This is a genomic window from Beutenbergia cavernae DSM 12333 (assembly GCF_000023105.1).
Taxonomy (GTDB): domain Bacteria; phylum Actinomycetota; class Actinomycetes; order Actinomycetales; family Beutenbergiaceae; genus Beutenbergia; species Beutenbergia cavernae.
In genome coordinates, this window is the sequence record NC_012669.1 from 3,025,980 (window position 1) to 3,045,494 (window position 19,515).

A 19,515-nucleotide genomic window follows, 5' to 3' on the forward strand; every position below is an offset into this window, starting at 1 on the left:
CCGAACCCCAGCCTCACGGGACCAACCACACGGTCGGAATGAGGGCAGGCCCGGCCCAAGCACCGACCGTGCGGTTGGTCCCCCGAACCCCCGACTTCGCGGGACCAACCACACGGTCGGAGAAGGGCGGACGCGCGCCACGTCAGTACGCGGGACGGTGGGTCCGCACCTGCTCCGGCCACGCGAGCGTGATGCCGAGCGTGTCGGTGAGCAGGGCCTGGTAGTCGGCGAGCTCGACGGCGTCCGCGCGCACCTTCCGCGGGGCGATCCCGCGGTCGAGGCTGAACGCGGCGAGCGCACCGACCGCCTCTCCGATCGACCACTCCACCGGGTGCAGCCGGTACGCGCCGTTCGTGATGTGCGTCGTGCCGATGTTCTTGCACGCGGGCAGCAGATTCTCGACCCGCACCGGCAGGAGCGACCCGAGCGGGATCTGGAACGGGAAGCTCGCCACGTCCACGTACGTGCGCCCCGCCGTCGACGGATGCAGGTCGATCCGGTAGTGCCCGATCCCGACGGCGTCGGCGAAGAGCGCCGAACCGGCGTCGATCCCGCGGGCCTCGGTGCCGACGTGCTGCTCGAGCACCGTGAACTCGGCTCGGATGCGCCGCGCCTCGCGGATGTAGGCCGCCTTCGCCAGGCCGTCCGCCGTGCCGGCGACGTCCGGGCGCAGCCGCAGGCCGGGGTAGCCGGTGCCGCCGTCCTCGCGCGGTGCGTCCGTCTGCATCCAGTACAGGAACGCGAGCGAGAGGTCGCGGCTCGCCTCCAGGGCGCGCGCGGCCTCGGAGTCGCTGACGCCGAGCAGGGGCGCCTCCCAGTAGTCGATCTGCGGCCAGTTCACGACCGACACCTCACGGATGCCCGACCGGGCGTCGAACACCTCGGAGCTGAGGATCCGCCGGTAGGCCCACAGGTCGAACGGCACGCCCTCGGTCGGCGCCGACATGAAGATCGGGCGGTCGCGGAGTCTCAGGGACACCGGCTCGACGTCGGTCCAGGACAGCTGCGGGCCCGGCCAGAACGGCGCGACGTGGCTCGCCCAGTGCGAGTACGACGCCGGCCGGTCGATCGTGTGGTCCTCGCCCGGGCGGTGCTCCAGGGCGAAGCACCAGGAGACGGCCTGCTGGTCGAGGGGGTCCGCCTGGGCGGGGGCGTGCAGCTCGCCTGTCTCGTCACGCGACTCAGCCCCGACGACGTGCTCGACGCCGCCGAGCTCGAGCAGGTCGCCGAGCTCCGTCGCGTCGACGACGTACGGCGCGGTCACCGTCAGCTCGTCGCCCGCGGCGTCCCGCAGCGTCACCGCCTCGACGACGTCGCCGTCGGTGTGCACGGCGACGGGCACGTATCCCATGAGCACGTCGATCGCCCCTGACGCGCGCCACGGAGCGAGCAGCTCGTCGAGGACGGCGACGGCGACCCGCGGCTCGTGGCAGAGCCGCGAGACCTTGCCGCGTCCTGGGTTGAGCATGGGGTCCACCGCCGCCTCGGGGGTCAGCGGGTAGGCGCGCCGGTAGTAGTCGCGGATCCGGGTGCGCAGGTCGGCGTAGCTCGGCGAGACCACGTCGGTCTCGATCCAGGCGTGCTCGTCGGGCGGCACGAGCTGGGCGGTGAGCTGCCCGCCCAGCCAGTCCGTCTCCTCCGTGAGGACGACACGGCGCCCGAGCCGGGCCGCCGTCAACGCCGCCGCCACTCCCCCGAGCCCTCCGCCGACGACGAGGACCTCGGTGCTGCGTTCTGTCACGTTCTCTCCTTCTGAAGGGCTGCTGCGATGGTGTCGCCGGGTGCCATCGAGCACGGCACCCAGGTCATGGACGCGTCCTGGCCGGGGTCCTCGAAGATGTCGATCAGGCGGTCGACGGCGATCCGGCCGATCTCCTCGCGCGGGATCACCAGGCAGTCCCACGCGATCGCGGAGTCGGGCTCCCGGGTCTCGAGCACCGCCACCGACACGTCGCGGGGGACGCTGAGCCCTCGCGCGGCCAGCCCGGCCACGAGACGGTCGGCGAGCCACACGCTCTCCGCGACCACCGCCGTCGTCGGCCCGTCGGCGATCCGGTCGATCCACTCGTCGGTGATCCCCGCCCGCCCCTGCGCGCCGGGCGAGACGTCGCGCAGCCGGTGCGCCGAGAGCGCCGCCGCGTACCCGGAGCGCCGGTCGTCGTACGGCGGCATGCCGTGGTGGTCGCGCAGGTACGCGAAGTGCCGGTGCCCGAGCTCCACGAGGTGGCCCACGACCTCCGCGGCGGCCGCCCGGTAGTCCGGCACGACGCACGGGATCTGGGCACCCGGCACCTCCCGGCGTCCGATGTGCACGAACGGGTACCCCTCGGCCGCCAGCCGTGCGAGCTCGTGCGCGTCGGTGGCGACGCCGAGCAGGATGCTGCCGTCCGCGATGCCGAGCCGGTTCACGCCGGAGCGGTACACCGAGCGCGACCCGTCCCCGCCGGCCGCGGACGTGAAGATGACGAGGTCGTTCCCGGACTCCTCGGCGCGCTCCTCGATGCCCAGCAGGAAGTCGACGTAGAAGCCGTCCCGCGCCCGGGAGAAGACCGGCTCGAACGTGTGGACACCGAGCAGCGAGTTGCGGCGGCGGCGCAGGCTCCGGGCGGCCGGGTTCGGCACGTACCCGAGCTCGCGCACGGCGAGGCGGATCCGGTCCTGCGTGGCGGCCGGGATCCGGGCGAGGTCGCCGCTGACCACGCGCGAGACGGCCGACTGCGACACCCCGGCCAGGCGGGCGACGTCCGCCTGCCGCGGGGGCCGTTCGCGCCGGGCGGTCACGAGACGGCCCCCCGGGCGGCCAGCGCCTGCGAGAACGTGGAGGCGCCGATCTCGTCGGCCCGACCCGCCTCGTGCAGCCAGCACCGCGCCCACCGGCCCCCGCCGAGCTCGGCGCGCGGCGGAGCCTCGACGCGGCAGCGTTCCATCGCGAACGGGCACCGTGGGTGGAACCGGCACCCGGCCGGCGGCTCGATGAGGCTCGGCGGCTCGCCGAGCGCCTCGGCGTCGTCGAACAGCTCCTCCCGTGACACGGTGCCCACGCGGTCCGGGTCCGGGGAGGACTCGACCAGAAGCTTGGTGTACGGGTGCGCCGGCCGCGCGATGACGTCGTCCTTCGGACCGCCCTCGATCATCTGGCCGGCGTACATGACGACGACGTCGTCGCACACGTAGCGGGCACTCGCGATGTCGTGCGTGATGTACAGCAGCGCTAGACCTTCCTCGCGGCGCAGCCGGTCCAGGAGGTTGAGCATCTCCAGCCGGATCGACACGTCGAGCATCGAGATCGGCTCGTCGCCGAGCAGCACCTTCGGGCCGACGGCCAGCGCCCGGGCGATGACGACGCGCTGCCGCTGCCCGCCGGACAGCTCGTGGGGGAACTTCTCGAGGAAGTCCTCCCCCGGCGTGAGGCTCACGCGTTCGAGGAGCTCGACGGCGCGGCGGCGTCGCTCGGCGGCGGAGAGTCGCCTGTCGTGGATGCGCAGGGCGCGGTCGAGGTTGTGCCGCACGCGGTGCACCGGGTTCAGGGATCCGAACGGGTCCTGGAAGATCAGCTGGACGTCCTGGTGGTAGGCGCGCTGCGAGCGCGCCGACGCGGGCGCTCCCTCGATCCGGACCTCCCCCGACGTCGGCTCGTAGAACCGGGCCAGCAGGCGGGCGAGCGTGGTCTTCCCGCTGCCGCTCTCGCCGACGACGGCGACGATCCGGCCCGCGTGCAGGTCCACCGAGGCGTCCTCGACCGCCCGCACGACCGCGGAGTCGCCGACGGCCCCGCGCACCACGAAGTGCTTCGTCACGTCGACGGCGGACAGCACGGGCGGGTCGGTCACTGTGCTCATGGTGTGGCCTCCTGGTTCACGAGCAGGCACGCCGCCGACTGCTCGGGCAGCGAGACCAGAGCGGGCAGGACGTCCGAGCACTCCGCGACGGCGACAGGGCACCGGGGGTGGAACGGGCAGCCGGTCGGCAGCCGTCTCAGGTCGGGCGGCGTGCCGGGGATGCCGCGCAGCGTGGTCAGCGGGGCGTGCAGCGGCGGGAACGAGTCGCGCAACCCGCGGGTGTACGGGTGCGCCGGGTCTCGATACAGCGCCTCCGCGGTGCCGATCTCGACGATCCGCCCCGCGTACATGATCGCGATCCGGTCCGCGACCTCGAGCAGCAGGGACAGGTCGTGCGTGACGACGATGACGGCGAAGCCCAGCTCGCGCCGGAGCCGCAGCACCTGCGCGAGGATCTGGCGCTGCATGACGACGTCGACGGCCGTCGTCGGCTCGTCCATGACGACGAGCTGCGGCGAGCACGCCAGAGCGAGAGCGATCGTGGCGCGCTGCCGCATCCCGCCGGACATCTCGTGGGGGAAGCTGCGTGCGCGGTCCGCCGAGATCCCGACCATCCCGAGGAGCTCCGCCGTGCGCGTGCGCGCGCCCTCCTTGCCCAGCCCGGGGACGTGCGTGCGCAGGACGTCGGCGAACTGGTCGCCGAGCCGCATGACCGGGTTGAGCGCGTCCATCGCGCTCTGCAGGACGATCGACATCGACGTCCAGCGCAGGCGCCGGAGCCGGCGGGGAGAGAGCGGCACGAGGTCGACGCCGGGTGTCCCGTCGGCGGGATGGAAGACGACGCTGCCCGCCGTCGTCGTCGCGGGCGGGCGCTGCAGGCGCGTGAGCGCCGTGATCAGCGTCGACTTCCCCGAACCGGACTCACCGGCGATCCCGAGCACCTCGCCGCGCCCGAGCTGGAACGTGACGTCCCGGCACGCGGCGGTGCCGCCGTCCGGCCCGATGTACTCGACGGTCAGGTCGCGCACGTCGAGGACGACGTCGTTGGCCACCTGCCCGGCGCTCACCCTCTGCCGGCCGGACCTCGGCCTCGTGACGGCGGTCATGCGGCGCCTCCTTCGGCGGCGACGGCGCGTTCTACGCGGCGCGTCCGGCGGACGACGCGGCGGGTGGCGGCCCGGAGCTTGGGGTTGGCGAGCTCGTCGACCCCGAAGTTGATCATGGCGGCCGCCGTGCCGATGAGCGCGATGCACAGGCCGGGCGGCACGAACCACCACCACAGGCCGCGCATGACGGCGCTCTGGCTCTGCGCGGCCTGGATCATCGAGCCCCAGCTGATCGAGCCGGAGTCGGAGATGCCGAGGAACGCGAGACCTGCCTCCGCGAGGATCGCCCCGATCATCGCGCCGAGGAACATCGACGCGATCCAGCCTGTCAGGTGGGGCAGCACCTCGACGGCGATGAGGCGCGGCTGCGACTCCCCCAGCATCCGCATCCCGAGCACGAAGTCCCGGTTCCGCACGCTGAGCGTCTGCGCCCGCAACGTCCGCGCGCCGCCCGCCCAGCCGAAGACGCCGATGATGACGGCGATCATCGCCAGACCGGTGCCGCGCAGGTAGCCGGACACGATGAAGATCAGCGGCAGCACCGGCATGACCATGAACAGGTTCGTCACGAAGTTCAGGACGTGGTCGACGGTGCCGCCGAAGTAGCCGGCCGTCACGCCGAAGGCGATGGCGAGCGCCGTCCCGATGAGCGCAGCGAGGACGCCGACGAACATCGAGCCCCGGGCGCCGGCGATGAGCTGGGCGAGCACGTCCTGACCGAACTGGGTGGTGCCGAGCCAGTGCTCGGCGCTCGGCGGCGACGCGATGGCGGACGTGTCGTTCGCGCGGGGGTCCATCCCCAGCACGGTGTCCGTGAGCCACGGCCCCAGGACCGCCAGGAACACGAAGAAGCCGACGACGACGACGCCGAACCGCACCTTCGGGTTCGACCACATCGAGGTGTGCATGCCGCGCCTCATCCCTGCTCGCGGACGCGCGGGTCCACGAGCACGTAGACCGAGTCCGCGACCAGGTTCGCCACGAGCACGGTGAGCGCGATGAGCAGGAACACACCCTGCATCACGGGATAGTCGCGCTTGGTGAGCGCGTCGTACAGCAGGTACCCGATGCCCGGGTAGCTGAAGACGATCTCCGTCAGCAGAGCGCCACCGATGACGCCGCCGAGCGCCAGCGCGAACCCCGTGAAGCTCGGCAGCATCGCGTTCCGAGCGGCGTACCGCAGCACGACGCGCCCCGACGACAGCCCTTTGGCCTGCGCGAGCAGCACGTAGTCCTCGCGGACCGTCGTCACCGTCATGTTCCGCATCCCGAGCAGCCACCCCCCGAACGCGGAGAACACGATCGTCGCGGCCGGCAGGAACCCGTAGCGCAGCGCGCTCAGCCAGAACTCCACGCCCTGCGCGTCGGGGTCGTAGCCGCCCGACGACGGGAACCACCGGAGCTGGAACGCGAACACCCACAGGGCCAGCAGCGCCACCCAGAAGTACGGCACCGAGGAGACGAACGTCGAGACCGGCGTGAGGACGGCGTCGAACCGCCCACCGGCCTTCCACCCCGTCAGCACGCCCAGCCCGGTGCCGAGCACGAACGCGATCACCGTCGTCGACCCGACCAGCATGAGCGTCCACGGCAGACCCGACGCCACGAGCTCCGCGACCGGCGTCGGGAACCTCGAGATCGAGATGCCCAGGTCGAACCGGGCGAGCTGGCCGAGGTACGTGACGTACTGCTCGGCCAGGTTCGCGTCGGGGTTGCCGAACAGCGCCTGGATCGAGACGAGCGTCTCCGGCGGGAGCTGCTGGCCGCTCACCCGCTGCAGCTGCTGGATGATCGCGACCGACGGGTCGCCCGGCATGAGCCGCGGGATGAGGAAGTTCAGCGTGATCGCCGCCCACGCCGCCGCGAGGTAGAACCCGAGCCTGCGGGCCAGGAACTTCCACCTGCTCGGCACGCTCAGGCGCGTGGACGACGGCGGCCCGTCGGCTGCCCCCGCCGTGTCGCCGGGTGGCGGCACCACGAGGTCGGGCGTCGTCGCGCTCATGTCCTCCTCCTCACCGGTGCGCGCCGACTCACGAGCCGGTCGGCTCGAGGCCGAGCAGCGTCAAGGTCGTGGCCGGGCCGAGCTGCGGGAACGGCACGTACTCGAAGTCCTCGGGCGTGGGCCACCCCGTCCAGCTCGTCGCGTTGATGTTGATGAACCAGTAGGACGCGTAGATCGGGCTGAACGGGACGTCGTCGACGACGATCCGCTGCATCTCATACCCCAACTCGCGCAGCTCGGCCTCGTCGGCCGTCGCCGCCATCTGTTCCAGGACCTCGTCCGTGGCGGCGTCGTCCCACCGCCCGAAGTTGGCGGCCGCCTGCTCGCCCTCCGGCAGCACGTACTCGGAGCTGAGCCCGCTGAACGCGCCGAACACGCTCGACCCGCCAGCGGTGTTGATCGTGATGTCGAAGTCGCCGAGCTGCTGCTGCTCGAGCAGCGCGGCACCGGGCGAGCCGGCGGGGGCGACCTCGAGACCGAGGTTCTCGCGCCAGCTGTTGATCATCATGTCCGCGTACGCGTCCCAGCCGAAGTCGGTGTTGAACGAGATCGTCGGTGCGTAGCTCTCGCCGTCCTTCACGAGGGCGCCGTTCTCGATCGTGTAGCCCGACTGCGCGAGCTCCGCGAGTGCGCCGTCGACGTCGACGTCCTGCACCGCGCCCTGGAACTCCGGCAGCAGCCAGTCGTCGTACATGCCGTCCTGGAGACCGCTCGGGTTGGCCTCGGTGCCGGGCCGGTTGAGCGTGGCCACGATGTCCGTGCGCGGGATCGTCATGGCCAGGGCACGGCGCACGTGGACGTCGTCGAAGGGCGCCTGCGCGGTGTTGAACCACGCCGCGTACGAGCCGCCGGTGGCGTAGCGCTGGTAGAGGTTGGTGTCCGGGTTGACGCCGACGAACTCCTCCTCGCCGTTGGCCCAGGAGACGGTGCCCCACTCGACGTCGCCCGCGAGCAGCTGCGACTTGACGGTGTCCTGCGTGACCGGCACGACCTTGACGGTCGTCACCTGGAACTCTCCGCCCCAGTAGTCGTCCCGGGCTGCGAAGGTGATCTGCTGCGGCGAGAAGTCCTCGACGGTGAATCCCCCGGTCCCGACCGGCTCGGGGTTCGTCCAGGTCGTGAGGTCCTGCTCGGCCCAGAGGTGCTCCGGCACGATCAGCAGGTTCGCGAACTGGTTGAGCACGCTGAACGACGCCGCCTCGAACGTCACCTGCACGACGCCGTCGCCCGTCGCCTCGACCGCGGAGTAGGTCGCTCCGCTGGCGTTCAGCTCGGGGTGCTCGAGCGGGATCGAGAGGGAGTAGGCGACGTCGTCGGCGGTCATCGGCTCGCCGTCGGAGAACGTGACGTCGTCGCGGAGGGTGAACGTGAGGCTGGTCCCGTCCTCGGTGAACTCCCACGACTCCGCGAGCCACGGGGCGATCGTGCCGCCGTCGCTGTGGTCGATGCGGACCAGGGGCTCGTACACGAGGTTCGAGTTCGGCGACTTGTCCGTCGCCGGCGAGAACACGTTGAAGTTGAGCACGTACGTCGTGCCGCCGTCGGTGTTGCCGTAGATGAGCTCGGCCGAGGCGTCACCGTCGGAGGCGTCGGAGCCGCCGGGGTCCGTGACGTCGTTCGGCGAGCACGCCGCGGCGAGCACGGCGAAGAGGCCGAGGGGGATGGCAGCCCGGAGGAGCCTGGACGTCCTGCGCATGGGGAGCTCGCTCTCGTCGTCGAGGTGTGCGGTGGTCATGCTTGGGCCACGTGCTCATTCGTATGAGCACAGGTGTCACAGCAGCAGCGCCAACTTTGGTGCTACGTATGACCGGAGACTGTAGGAGCCGCCGTCGCCGACCGTCAAGGGGTCCTGCTCCGCAGCGACCACCGAGGGGCCGCGCGGCCGGGCACCGCACCGGCTCGATCGGGTAGGAATGGTCGGGTGAGTGAGATCCGCGCCGACGACCTCGGCCCCTGGCTGTCCCCCGACGACCTGGACTTCGTCCGCCGCAAGGTGCCGATGGTGTACGTCGACGTCGTGCCGGTGCGACTGGACGACGACGGGCTCGTCGCCTCCGTCGGCGTCCTCCTGCGGGTCTCGCGGGACGGCGGCATCTCCCGGGCGCTCGTCTCGGGACGCGTGCTCTACCACGAGAGCGTCCGCGACGCGCTGGCCCGGCACCTCGAGAAGGACCTCGGCCCCATGGCACTGCCGCGCCTGCCGCTCTCACCGCAGCCGTTCACCGTCGCCGAGTACTTCCCCACGCCGGGGACGGGCTTCCACGACCCGCGCCAGCACGCCGTCTCGCTGGCGTACCTCGTCCCGCTCGACGGCGACGCCGCGCCCCAGCAGGACGCGCTCGAGCTCGCGTGGCTCAGCCCGGCCGAGGCGGTGGACCCCCGCATCCAGGCGGAGATGGTCTCGGGCCACGCCGCTCTCGTGACGACGGCGCTCGCGCACACCGGGCGCCTCCCGTGAGCACTCCCCCGCACGCCGCGAGCGGCGTCGCCGTCGCCCGCGGCGCCGTCGCGCTGGCGGCGGCGCTCGACGTCGTCTGCGTGCTGGTCTTCGTGGTCGCGGGCCGCCGCACCCACGCGGAGGCGGGCACGCTGGTCGGCACGCTCGAGGTCGCCTGGCCGTTCCTCGCCGGGCTCGGGCTCGGGTGGCTGCTCTCCCGCGCCTGGCGCGCACCGCTGCGCCCGATCCCCACCGGCGTCGTGATCTGGGCGGCGACGCTCCTCGCCGGCCTCGCCCTGCGCGGCCTGAGCGGCGGCGGGCTCGCCCTCCCGTTCGTCCTGGTCGCCACAGCCGTGCTCGCCGTGCTGGTGATCGGGTGGCGCCTCGTCGCGGCGGCGGTGGTGCGCCGTCGCCCCGGCGCAGCTGCGCCATGAGCCCGCAGGAGTGCCGGGTCCGGTTCGCCGGCGCCCCGCACGCCTACCTGGCGACCGCCGACGCCGACGGCGTCCCGCACCTCGTGCCCGTCGTCGTCGCCGTCGGAGCGGGCGCCGGCCCGGGCGGGCGCGACGTCGTCGTCCACGCCGTCGACCACAAGCCCAAGCGCTCGCCCGACCTGCGGCGCCTGGCCAACATCCGCGCGAACCCCACGGTCGCCCTCCTCGCCGACTCCTACGACGACGACTGGTCGCGCCTGTGGTGGGTGCGCGCGGACGCCCACGCCCGGGTGGTCGACGGCGGCCCCGAGCTGGAGCAGGCGATCGAGCTGCTCGTCGCACGGCACCCGCAGTACGCCGATCGCCGGCCGGACGGCCCGGCCGTCGTCGCCGAGGTCACCCGCTGGAGCGGGTGGAAGGCCACGCCGGGCTGACCGCTAGGTCGAGCGCCCGAGCTCGAGCCGCGGCCAGTCGGCCAGGTCGGCGCGCATGCGCCTGTCGTGCGTCGCGACGACGACGGCGGCGCCCGTCGCCCGCAGCGCGTCCGTGAGGGCGTCGACCAGGTCCACGGAGAGGTGGTTCGTCGGCTCGTCCAGGAGCAGCACGTGCGGCGCGGCCACGAGCGAGAGCGCCAGGTCGAGCCGACGGCGCTGCCCGACCGAGAGCTCGTTCACCGGCCGGTCGAGGTCCTCCTCGGCGAGCAGCCCCAGCGACGCGACCGCCACCACGCGCGCCGGGTCCAGCGCCCCGTCGTCGAGCAGCGCGAGCCCGCGCCGCGCCGCCGCGTCGAACCCCGTGAACCCCGCGACCCGCGCCCCCTCGCCGGCCGCGTCGTCGTGCGCCCCGGCCTGTTCGAGGGCGCCCTCCTGCTCCAGCGCGCCGAACCGCACGCCGGGCGCGGCACGTCGGCTCCCGCCGTCGGCCGCCAGCGTCCCGGCGAGCAGCCGCAGCAGCGTGGACTTGCCGGCGCCGTTCGGGCCGACCACGAGCAGACGCCCGCCGGGTGCGATCACGCACTGCTCGTCGAGAGCGAGCCGGCCCGTCACCACCGGTGAGTCGAGCACGGCGAGCGGTCCGCCGTCGTGGCCCACCGGCGCCGCCGGCAGGTCCGGGAACGCGAGCTCGAGCGGCGGCACGGGGACGTCGACGGCGTCCGCCTCCAGCCGCTGCAGGAGGCGGTCGGCCGCCTTGACGTGCGTGCGGGCGCGCGTGCCGCGGCGGTGCTTCTGCGAGCCCTTCGGCGGACGCCACTCGTCCGAGAGCCCCTCGTAGCTCGCGTCGAGCACCTCGGCCAGCCGCGCCGAGCGGGTGCGCTCCGCGTGGTAGCGCGACCGCCAGCGGCGCACCATGGCCGCCTTGGCGGCGCGGTAGTCGTCGTACCGCGTCGCGCCGTACAGCGCCGGCCGGCCGTCCATCGCCGGATCGAGGTCGAGGATCGCGGTCGCCACGTCGTCGAGCAGCTGCCGGTCGTGGGAGACGACGACGAGCGCGCCCGGCCACGCCACCAGCCGCTCCGTGAGGTACGTGACGCCGTCGACGTCGAGATGGTTGGTCGGCTCGTCGAGCAGCAGCACGTCCACCGGATCCGCCAGCCGCGCCGCGAGCCGCACCCGGTACCGCTCGCCCACGCTGAGCCGGGTCAGGCTCCGGGACGTCTCTCGGGGCGCGCCGAACCTCGTGAGCGCCTCGTCGAGCAGCCGGTCGGCGTCCCACGCGGCGAGGCGCTCGTACTCCTCGAGCGCGCGGGCGAGCCCGGCCCGGTCGCCGGCGTCCCCGGCGGCCGTCTCGAGCCGCTGCGTGACGGCGCGGGCGGCGGTGGTCGCCTCGGCGAGCACGTCGCCGATCGTCGTCCCGGGCTGGGCGTCGAGCTCCTGCTCGACGACGGCGAGGCTGCCGTGCCGGCGGACCTCACCCGCCGTCGGGCGCAGGTCGCCGGCCAGGACGCGCAGGAGGGTCGTCTTGCCCGCGCCGTTCTCCCCGACGAGCCCGATCCGGTCCCGCCCCGACACGGCGAGGTCGACGCCGTCGAGGACCGGCCGACCCGGGTAGCCGAACCTGACGCCGTCCGCCACGAGCTGCGGCTGCGCGCGGCGCATCAGCGCAGGAGCGTCTCGACCACGAGCGGCGCGAGGGCCCGGAACGCGCGCCCGCGGTGCGAGATGGCGTTCTTCTCCTCGGGATCGAGCTCAGCGCACGTCCGCTCGTGGCCGTCGGGGCGCAGGATCGGGTCGTACCCGAATCCCCCGTCCCCCCGAGGGGCGCGCAGCAGGGTGCCCGCGAGGCGACCCTCGCGGACGTGCTCGGCACCGTCCGGGAGCACGAGGGCCGCAGCGCACACGAACGCCGCCGCGCGGTGCTCGTCGCGCACGTCGGACAGCTGGGCCAGCAGGAGCCGGAGGTTCGCCTCGTCGTCGCCGTGCCGCCCGGACCATCGGCCGGAGAAGATGCCGGGCGCCCCGCCGAGGACGTCGACGGCGATCCCCGAGTCGTCCGCCACGGCCGGCAGCCCGGTGTGCGCGGCTAGCGCGCGAGCCTTGATGAGCGCGTTCTCGGCGAACGTGACGCCGTCCTCGACCGGCTCGGCGGCGCCGACGTCGGCCGCTCCGACGACGGCGCCCTCGGCGAGCCCGGGCAGCAGGGGCGTGAGGATGGCGCGCAGCTCGACGATCTTGTGCGCGTTGTGCGTGGCGAGGACGAGCCGCGCGTCCCCGTGGGTCGTCGTCACGCGAGCCCGGCGACGGACCGCGCCTCGTCACCGGCGACGGCGTCCGACTGCGGGTGCGGCGGGTGCCCCGGGGCGGGTGCCTCCAACGCGGCGGCCTGCACGGCCGCGAGCTGGCGCGTGCCCACGAGCGCGAGGTCGAGCAGCGCGTCGAGCTCGGCGCGGTCGAACGGCGCACCCTCCGCCGTGCCCTGCACCTCGACGAACGACCCGGACCCGGTGACGACGACGTTCATGTCCGTCTCGGCCCGCACGTCCTCCGCGTACGGCAGATCGAGGAGCGGAGCGCCGTCGACGATGCCCACGCTCACGGCGCTGACCGAGTCGCGCAGCACGTGCGCCCCGCGCCGGACCTCCCCGTGCTCGAGCCCCCAGGCCACGGCGTCGGCGAGCGCCACGTACGCGCCGGTGATCGCCGCCGTGCGGGTGCCGCCGTCGGCCTGCAGCACGTCGCAGTCGACGACGATCGTGTTCTCGCCGAGGGCGGCGACGTCGATGACGGCCCGCAGCGAGCGGCCGATCAGCCGGGAGATCTCGTGCGTCCGGCCACCGATCCGGCCGCGCACGGACTCGCGGTCGTTGCGCGTGTTCGTCGCCCGCGGCAGCATCGCGTACTCGGCGGTGACCCAGCCCTCGCCCGACCCCTTGCGCCAGCGCGGGACGCCCGCGGTGAAGGACGCCGCGCAGAGAACGCGCGTGTTCCCGAACTCCACGAGCACGCTGCCCTCGGCGGCGTCGAGCCAGCCCCGCGTGATCCGGATCGGCCGGAGGTCGTCCGGGGCGCGGCCGTCCGCTCGCACGGTCGTCGGGGCGGGGGCGTCGGTGGGGTGGGCACTCATGCGCCCAGGCTACGCGGGGATCACCCGGTGTTCTGCAGTCCTGCGGCGACGCCGTTCACCGACAGCAGCAGGAGTCGCTGCAGCTCGGGGACCTTCGCCTCGTCGGCCCCCTCGCGCAGCGCGCGGAGGGCGCGCAGCTGGATGAGCGAGAGAGCGTCGACGTACGGCGAGCGCAGCTGGACGGCGCGTCCGAGCACCCGGGACGTGGCGAGCAGCCGCTCGTGGCCCGTGATGTCGAGCACCCAGCGCCGGGTGAGGGCCAGCTCGTCGAGCACGAGCGCGGCCAGGTCCTCCCGGTCGCCCAGCTCGAGATACCGGCGTGCGATGCGCTCGTCCGTCTTCGCCAGCGACATCTCGACGTTGTCGATCATCGTCGTGAAGAGCGGCCACTCGGCGTACGCCCGGCGCAGCAGCTCGAGGTCCCCGACGGCGTCGAGCGCGGCGCCGAGGCCGAACCAGCCGGTGAGGTTGATCCGTGCCTGGGTCCACGCGAACACCCACGGGATCGCTCGCAGGTCCTCGAGCGAGTTGACCGACAGTCCGCGCTTCGCCGGGCGGGACCCGAGCGCGAGCAGACCCACCTCCTCCTGCGGCGTGACCTCGGCGAACCACTGCGGGAACCCCTCGGCCTGCACGAGGTCGTAGAACCGGCTCCGCGACACCGTGTCCATGCGTGCGGCGACGTCCGCGTACGTGGCGGCGGCCGAGGAGTTGCGTTCCTCGATCGACGGCGCGGAGGCGAGCAGCGTGGCCGCGGCCACCTGCTCGATGTGCCGCGTGGCGATGTGCGGGTTGCCGTACCGCGCGAAGATGACCTCCCCCTGCTCGGTCAGCTTGAAGCGACCGTCCACGGAGTTCGGCGGCTGGGCGAGGACGGCGCGGTTGGCCGGGCCGCCGCCCCGGCCGAGAGCGCCGCCCCGACCGTGGAAGAGCGTGAGCACGATGTCGTTGTCCTGCGCCCAGCGCGCGATGCGGCTCTGCGCGTCGTAGAGCGCGAGCGTGGCGGAGACCGGACCGACGTCCTTCGCGGAGTCGGAGTACCCGAGCATGACCTCGAGCCGTCGACCGGTCGCCGCCAGCCTCGCCTGGACCTGCGGCTGCGTGACCATGGCGTCGAGCACGTCGGTGCTCGCCTCCAGGTCCGCGAACGTCTCGAACAGCGGCACGACGTCGAGCACCGGTGCCGCCTCGGCCGAGCCCAGGGCGAGCTCGGCGAGCCGGTACACGGCGGCGATGTCGTCCGCCGACATCGTGAACGAGACGATGTAGCGGCGCGCCGCGAGCTGGCCGTAGCGCTGCTGGATCGTCGCGATGACGCGGAACACCTCGAGGACCTCGACGGCGACGGGGTCGAGGTCGCCGTCGACCCCCTTCGCCTCGATCTCGGCGAGGGTGAGGGCGTGGACCTTGGAGTGCTGCCGCACCTCGAGCTCGGCGAGGTGGAACCCGAACGTCCGCACCTGCCAGATGAGGTGCTGGAGCTCGCCGTACGCCCCGCGCGCGTCGCCCGCCGCCACGAGCGAGGCCTGGACGACGTCGAGGTCGGCGAGCAGCTCCTCGGGGTCGGCGTACGCGAGGTCCGCGTCGCGTCGCCGGGTCGCGGCGATGCGCTCGGCGATCACGAGCACGACCCGCCGGTAGGGCTCGTCGGGTGCGCGCGCCGCGATCTCCGCCGTCAGCTCCTCGTCCACGGACTGCTGCCTGCGCCACAGCGCGAGCAGCTCGCCCGACGGGGGCGTGCTCGTGGCATCGAGCGTGAGCGCTCGGCCGATCCGCGTGGCGGCGCGCTCGAGCCCGAGCAGCACGTGCTCGGCGGCGATGCTCGCCGCGGCCCGGGTGACCTTCGCGGTGACGTTCGGGTTGCCGTCGCGGTCCGCGCCGATCCAGCTCCCGAGGCGCACGAACGCGGGCGCGCGGGGCGCCACGCGGCCGGCGTCGGCGCCGAGCAGGTGGTCGTCGAGGATCCGGTAGACCTGGGGCAGCACCTGGAAGAGCGTCTCGTCGAACACGCCCATCGCCGTGCGGACCTCGTCGAGCGGCGACGGCTTCGACGTCCGCAACGGTGAGGTGCGCCACAGCGTGTCGATCTCGCCCAGCATGCGGCGACGGATCTCGGCCAGCGTGGTGGCGCCGAGGCGCGGGTCGTCGCGCTCCGCGACGAGCTCCGAGATGCGCCGGATGGCGGCGGCGACAGCGCGTCGGCGCGCCTCCGTGGGGTGAGCCGTGAGGACCGGGCGGAACTCGAGCCCGGCGAGCCGGCGCGAGGTCTCCTCCTCGCCGACCTCGGCGCGCAGCTGCGCGAGCGCACCGGGCAGGGAGTCGGCCGACGCCGGACCCTCGCTCTCGCCGCGCTCGCGGTCCCGCTGCCGCAGGGTCCGCACCCGGTGGTACTCCTCGGCGAGGTTGACCAGGTGGAAGTAGCACGTGAACGCTCGCGCGACGTCGGCCGCGCGCTCCGGCGTGAAGGAGTCGACGAGCGCCTCGGCCTGGGTGATCGCGCTCGCCTCACCCGCGCCGTACGCGGCGATCGTGAGCCCGCGCAGGCGCTCGACGTCGTCGAGCAGCTCCGGTCCCCCGGTCTCGGACAGCACCTCCCCGAGCAGCTCACCCAGCAGCCGCACGTCGGCGCGCAGCTCGTCCGGCATCTCGTGCACGGCGCCTCCGCGCCCGTTCGACGATCCGGTCATCTCGCCTCCTTCAGTGCGTTCTGGTCCTGTCCGGCGGCGGCGTCGGTGCACCGGCCACGGCGAGGCTAGCGGCTGATCGACGGCGGCTCGGCGGACGTTCGCAGAGTGACCACCGACCGGTCATCTCACAGCTCCCACGTCGCGCCGGGCTCCGCCATGTCGATCGGTCCGTCGAAGACGGCCTCGGCCTCGGCCCGGACGACCTCGGGGCGGGTCCACGGCGGCAGGTGCGTGAGCACGAGCCGGCCGGCCCGCCCCTGCGCCAGCTCGCCGGCCCGGCGTCCGGTGAGGTGGATCCCCCGCACGCTCTCGCGGTTCTCCTCGAACGCCGCCTCGGCAAGGAGCACGTCCGCGCCGTCGGCGAGCGCCTCGACGCCGGGGCAGGAGTCCGTGTCCCCGGTGTAGAGCAGCACGGCGTCGCCGGCGTCGCCGACGCCCTCGCGGGGACCGGTCACCCGGATGCCCACCGCGGGGACGGGGTGTCGCACGGCCGCGGCCTCGAGCCGCAGCGGCCCGACCTGGACGGCTCCACCCGGGGGCCACTCCTCGATCGCGAGCTGCTCCGTGACGGGCTCGTCGTCCCCGGCCATGACGAGGTCGCGGATCCGTTCGTCGGTGCCCTCCGGGCCGAGGACCCGCACGGGTCCGCGCGGCCCTTGAGGGTGGTAGCGCAGGTACACGTGCAGGCCCGCGACGTCGACCACGTGGTCGGCGTGCAGGTGGGTGAGGGCGACGGCGTCGATCTCCGCCGGCTCGACGTGCTCCAGCAGTCCGCCGAAGGCTCCGGAGCCGAGGTCGAGCACCACGCTCCAGGTCCGCGTCCCGCCGAACCCGTCCGGTCCTTCGGCCTGCACGAGGTAGCAGGAGGACGGCGACGCCGGCCCCGACGTCGATCCGGAGCACCCGATCACGGTGAGCCTCATCGCGTGCCCCGCAGGGGTGCCGTGATCCGCGGGATCTCGCCGGTGACCTCCACGGCGTCGTGCACGTCGTCCACCTCGGGCCCGAGGAAGCGGCGCGCCAGGCGGGTGAAGGCCGCGGGGTCGCCGGTCGCGAGGAACCGGTGCCGCGGCGCGGACCGGGCGCCGTCGTCTCCTCGGGCACCGTCGGCCGAGCGCAGCAGGTCGTGCGCGACGAGCGTGCGGTACACGTCCAGCGCCGTCTCCTCGGCCGAGGAGACGAGCGTGACGCCCTCGCCCATGACGTACGAGATCGCCCCGGCGAGCAGCGGGTAGTGAGTGCAGCCGAGCACGAGCGTGTCGACGCCCGCGTCGCGCAGCGGGTCGAGGTACGCGTGGGCGCTGGCGAGGACCGCCGGCCCGGACGTCTCGCCGTCCTCCACGAGCTCGACGAAGTCGGGGCACGCCCGGGTGTGCAGCTGCAGCTGGGGGGCGGCCGCGAACGCGTCCTCGTAGGCGCGGGAGGAGATCGTCGCCCGCGTGCCGATGACGCCGATCCTCCCGTTCCGGGTGGCGGCCGCGGCCCGGCGGACGGCGGGCCGGATGACCTCGACGACCGGGACGCCGTCGCCCTCGTACCGTTCCCGTGCGTCGGCCAGCATCGCGGCCGACGCGGAGTTGCACGCGATCACGAGCGCCTTGACGCCGGAGGCGACGAGCGAGTCGAGGATCTCGAGCGAGTACTCGCGCACCTGCGCGATCGGCCGCGGCCCGTACGGCGTGCGGGCCGTGTCGCCCACGTAGAGCACCGACTCGTGCGGCAGCTGGTCCAGCACCGCACGGGCGACGGTCAGCCCGCCGACGCCGGAGTCGAAGATGCCGATGGGTGCGTCGCTCACGGGCCCCCAGCGTAGTTGCGGCCTCCCACCACGCCTGCCGGGTGGACGTGACGTCCGCCACGGCCATACCGCCGCCGATCCCGTGATTGACGGACCTGGTAGGAATTCCTACCATGACGGTATGAAGACGACCGTGTCAGAGAAGGGGCAGATCACGATCCCGAAGGCTCTGCGGGAGCGCCTCGGCCTTCGGGCCGGCTCCGTCCTCGAGGTCGAGGAGAAGGACGGCCAGCTCGTCGCCCGTCGCCGGGTCGAGCGTGACCCGGTCGACGCCGTCTACGGCGTCATCGAGGTCCCCCAGGGCACCGACGCGGCGATCGACGAGCTCCGCGGACCCCGATGATCACTGCCGTCGACACGAATGTGCTCCTCGATGTCCTGGGCGCCGATCCCACGTTCGGGCGCGCCTCACAGCACGCGCTGCGCGAGTCCATGCGCGCCGGTCGACTCATCGTGTGCGAGGTCGTCTGGGCGGAGACCGCAGCGTGGTTTCCCGAGCCCGAAGCCGCGCAGGAGGCACTCGCCGCACTCGAGATCGCTCTCGTGCCGGGTGACGAGTCGACGGCGATGACAGCGGCTCGGACGTGGCGCAGCTATCGCAATGACGGCGGACGACGCGAGCGTGTGATCGCCGATTTTCTCGTCGCCGCCCACGCGGCACGTCACGCGGACCGACTCCTCACGCGGGACCGAGGCTTCTACCGCGACCGCTTCTCGGCCCTCGAGATCCTCGACCCGACCTCGGCCTGAGCCGCGTCAGTCGGTCCCGTCGTCCCCGAGCTCGCCGAGCATCGCCTGGAGCAGCGTCTCCTGGAGCCAGCTCAGCGCCGCGTACAGGGTCGCCATGGCACGGGCCACCTCGTCGCCGTCGAACGCCCCGTCCTGCGCGCCGACGTACACGTCCTCGGCGTCCTCGTCGTCCTCGATCCCGAGGCGCTCGGCGAGCACGAGCCGCACGTCCGTGAGGGCCGCCGCCCAGGCCGGCGCGTCACCGGGCGCCACGACGACGCGGGAGGCGTCGGTCTGCAGCGACCGCCAGACGAGTGCGAGCCGCTCGGCCTTCTGCGCCCGCACCTCGTTCTCGGTGAGGCGCCGGAACTCGAGCGCCACGGCGTCGTCGTCCAGGCTCGCGCTCGGCAGCAGGCGCGCGAGAGCGGGATCGGTGGGCGGGACGACGTCGTCCGTCTCGAGCACCGGCCACGGCGGCACGTCACCTTCCACGACCGACGTCTCGCCGGCGTCGTCGGTCACCGGGTGACCGAGCAGCTGCGCCGTGTCCGCCACCACGCGCGCCACGATCTGCCGCTCCGAGGTGCCGATCCGCGCGACGAACCCGCCACGCCCGCGCCGGAATCCGTGCACGTCAGTCCTCGTCCTGGCCGAGGGTGGCCCACAGCCCGTAGGAGTGCATCGCCTGCACGTCCACCTCCATGCGTTCGCGCGAGCCGTGGGACACGATGCTCTTGCCCTCGGTGTGCACCTGGCGCATGAGCTTCTCCGCCTTCGCGCGGCTGTACCCGAAGTAGGTCTGGAACACGTACGTCACGTAGCTCATGAGGTTGACCGGGTCGTTCCACACGATGGTGTGCCACGGGCGGTCGTGACGGACGGCGGTCTCGCCCGCGCGCTCCTGCGTCGGTGTCGGGGACACGGGTGAGGTCGAGGCGACGACGGCGCGCGCGCCGGTCATCTCCTCGGAACGCATGCGCCC

General features: G+C 73.4%; 20 protein-coding genes. 5 read left to right on the forward strand and 15 right to left on the reverse strand.

All coding sequences use genetic code 11. From position 1 onward, the window contains the following. Positions 1 to 142: 142 nt before the first annotated feature. The 7 genes from BCAV_RS13725 to BCAV_RS13755 all read right to left on the reverse strand — a co-directional run bounded on the left by BCAV_RS13725 (position 143) and on the right by BCAV_RS13755 (position 8,622). Positions 143 to 1,741, reverse strand: coding sequence for an FAD-dependent oxidoreductase (locus BCAV_RS13725; RefSeq protein ID WP_015883207.1), 1,599 nt, complete (start codon positions 1,739 to 1,741; stop codon positions 143 to 145). Then, the gene (locus tag BCAV_RS13730) at positions 1,738 to 2,781 is read right to left on the reverse strand and encodes a LacI family DNA-binding transcriptional regulator (RefSeq protein WP_015883208.1); all 1,044 of its coding nucleotides are present in this window, start codon (positions 2,779 to 2,781) and stop codon (positions 1,738 to 1,740) included. The genes BCAV_RS13725 and BCAV_RS13730 overlap by 4 nt, the downstream gene beginning before the upstream one ends. Further along, entirely contained in the window at positions 2,778 to 3,839 is a 1,062-nt protein-coding gene (locus BCAV_RS13735) for an ABC transporter ATP-binding protein (RefSeq protein WP_015883209.1), read from the reverse strand. Before BCAV_RS13735 ends, BCAV_RS13730 begins: the two co-directional genes overlap by 4 nt. Next, positions 3,836 to 4,885, reverse strand: coding sequence for an ABC transporter ATP-binding protein (locus BCAV_RS13740; protein WP_015883210.1), 1,050 nt, complete (start codon positions 4,883 to 4,885; stop codon positions 3,836 to 3,838). Before BCAV_RS13740 ends, BCAV_RS13735 begins: the two co-directional genes overlap by 4 nt. Continuing rightward, a complete protein-coding gene (locus BCAV_RS13745; RefSeq protein ID WP_015883211.1) occupies positions 4,882 to 5,793 on the reverse strand; it encodes an ABC transporter permease in 912 nt (303 codons plus the stop codon). Before BCAV_RS13745 ends, BCAV_RS13740 begins: the two co-directional genes overlap by 4 nt. An 8-nt stretch (positions 5,794 to 5,801) precedes the next feature. Continuing rightward, positions 5,802 to 6,797, reverse strand: coding sequence for an ABC transporter permease (locus BCAV_RS13750; RefSeq protein WP_015883212.1), 996 nt, complete (start codon positions 6,795 to 6,797; stop codon positions 5,802 to 5,804). A 118-nt stretch (positions 6,798 to 6,915) separates the two neighbouring features. After that, the gene (locus tag BCAV_RS13755; RefSeq protein WP_015883213.1) at positions 6,916 to 8,622 is read right to left on the reverse strand and encodes an ABC transporter substrate-binding protein; all 1,707 of its coding nucleotides are present in this window, start codon (positions 8,620 to 8,622) and stop codon (positions 6,916 to 6,918) included. 186 nt (positions 8,623 to 8,808) lie between these two features. Between BCAV_RS13755 and BCAV_RS13760 the strand changes: the two genes are divergently transcribed. The 3 genes from BCAV_RS13760 to BCAV_RS13770 are packed head-to-tail and all read left to right on the forward strand — an operon-like array spanning position 8,809 to position 10,192. Continuing rightward, entirely contained in the window at positions 8,809 to 9,345 is a 537-nt protein-coding gene (locus BCAV_RS13760) for an NUDIX hydrolase family protein (RefSeq protein ID WP_015883214.1), read from the forward strand. Then, complete coding sequence (locus BCAV_RS13765) at positions 9,342 to 9,758, forward strand: DUF3054 domain-containing protein (protein ID WP_015883215.1); 417 nt, start codon at positions 9,342 to 9,344, stop codon at positions 9,756 to 9,758. Before BCAV_RS13760 ends, BCAV_RS13765 begins: the two co-directional genes overlap by 4 nt. Further along, the gene (locus tag BCAV_RS13770) at positions 9,755 to 10,192 is read left to right on the forward strand and encodes a TIGR03668 family PPOX class F420-dependent oxidoreductase (protein ID WP_015883216.1); all 438 of its coding nucleotides are present in this window, start codon (positions 9,755 to 9,757) and stop codon (positions 10,190 to 10,192) included. Before BCAV_RS13765 ends, BCAV_RS13770 begins: the two co-directional genes overlap by 4 nt. 3 nt (positions 10,193 to 10,195) lie before the next feature. On the opposite strand, the gene BCAV_RS13775 is transcribed toward BCAV_RS13770, so the two are convergent. The 6 genes from BCAV_RS13775 to murI form a co-directional block, all read right to left on the reverse strand. Next, positions 10,196 to 11,854: an ABC-F family ATP-binding cassette domain-containing protein gene (locus BCAV_RS13775; protein WP_015883217.1), complete on the reverse strand. Its 1,659-nt coding sequence runs from the start codon at positions 11,852 to 11,854 to the stop codon at positions 10,196 to 10,198. Then, positions 11,854 to 12,483 (reverse strand): RdgB/HAM1 family non-canonical purine NTP pyrophosphatase, encoded by a 630-nt coding sequence (gene rdgB / locus BCAV_RS13780; RefSeq protein ID WP_015883218.1) that lies wholly within the window; start codon positions 12,481 to 12,483, stop codon positions 11,854 to 11,856. Before rdgB ends, BCAV_RS13775 begins: the two co-directional genes overlap by 1 nt. Next, positions 12,480 to 13,319: a ribonuclease PH gene (rph, locus tag BCAV_RS13785; protein WP_015883219.1), complete on the reverse strand. Its 840-nt coding sequence runs from the start codon at positions 13,317 to 13,319 to the stop codon at positions 12,480 to 12,482. Before rph ends, rdgB begins: the two co-directional genes overlap by 4 nt. Positions 13,320 to 13,339: 20 nt before the next feature. Beyond that, on the reverse strand, positions 13,340 to 16,006 hold the full coding sequence (locus BCAV_RS13790) for a phosphoenolpyruvate carboxylase (RefSeq protein WP_015883220.1): 2,667 nt from the start codon (positions 16,004 to 16,006) through the stop codon (positions 13,340 to 13,342). Between the two features lie 125 nt (positions 16,007 to 16,131). After that, entirely contained in the window at positions 16,132 to 16,929 is a 798-nt protein-coding gene (locus BCAV_RS13795) for an MBL fold metallo-hydrolase (RefSeq protein WP_015883221.1), read from the reverse strand. Then, entirely contained in the window at positions 16,926 to 17,804 is an 879-nt protein-coding gene (gene murI, locus BCAV_RS13800; protein WP_015883222.1) for a glutamate racemase, read from the reverse strand. The genes BCAV_RS13795 and murI overlap by 4 nt, the downstream gene beginning before the upstream one ends. A 121-nt stretch (positions 17,805 to 17,925) precedes the next feature. Here murI and BCAV_RS22990 point away from each other — a divergent pair, with 121 nt between their 5' ends. Beyond that, entirely contained in the window at positions 17,926 to 18,147 is a 222-nt protein-coding gene (locus BCAV_RS22990) for an AbrB/MazE/SpoVT family DNA-binding domain-containing protein (protein ID WP_015883223.1), read from the forward strand. Beyond that, entirely contained in the window at positions 18,144 to 18,554 is a 411-nt protein-coding gene (locus BCAV_RS13810; protein ID WP_015883224.1) for a type II toxin-antitoxin system VapC family toxin, read from the forward strand. The genes BCAV_RS22990 and BCAV_RS13810 overlap by 4 nt, the downstream gene beginning before the upstream one ends. 6 nt (positions 18,555 to 18,560) lie before the next feature. Here the strand turns inward: BCAV_RS13810 and BCAV_RS13815 are convergent, their stop codons facing one another. After that, entirely contained in the window at positions 18,561 to 19,166 is a 606-nt protein-coding gene (locus BCAV_RS13815) for a DUF2017 domain-containing protein (RefSeq protein WP_015883225.1), read from the reverse strand. A 1-nt stretch (position 19,167) separates the two neighbouring features. Beyond that, a complete protein-coding gene (gene clpS, locus BCAV_RS13820; protein ID WP_015883226.1) occupies positions 19,168 to 19,509 on the reverse strand; it encodes an ATP-dependent Clp protease adapter ClpS in 342 nt (113 codons plus the stop codon). Positions 19,510 to 19,515: the final 6 nt, after the last annotated feature.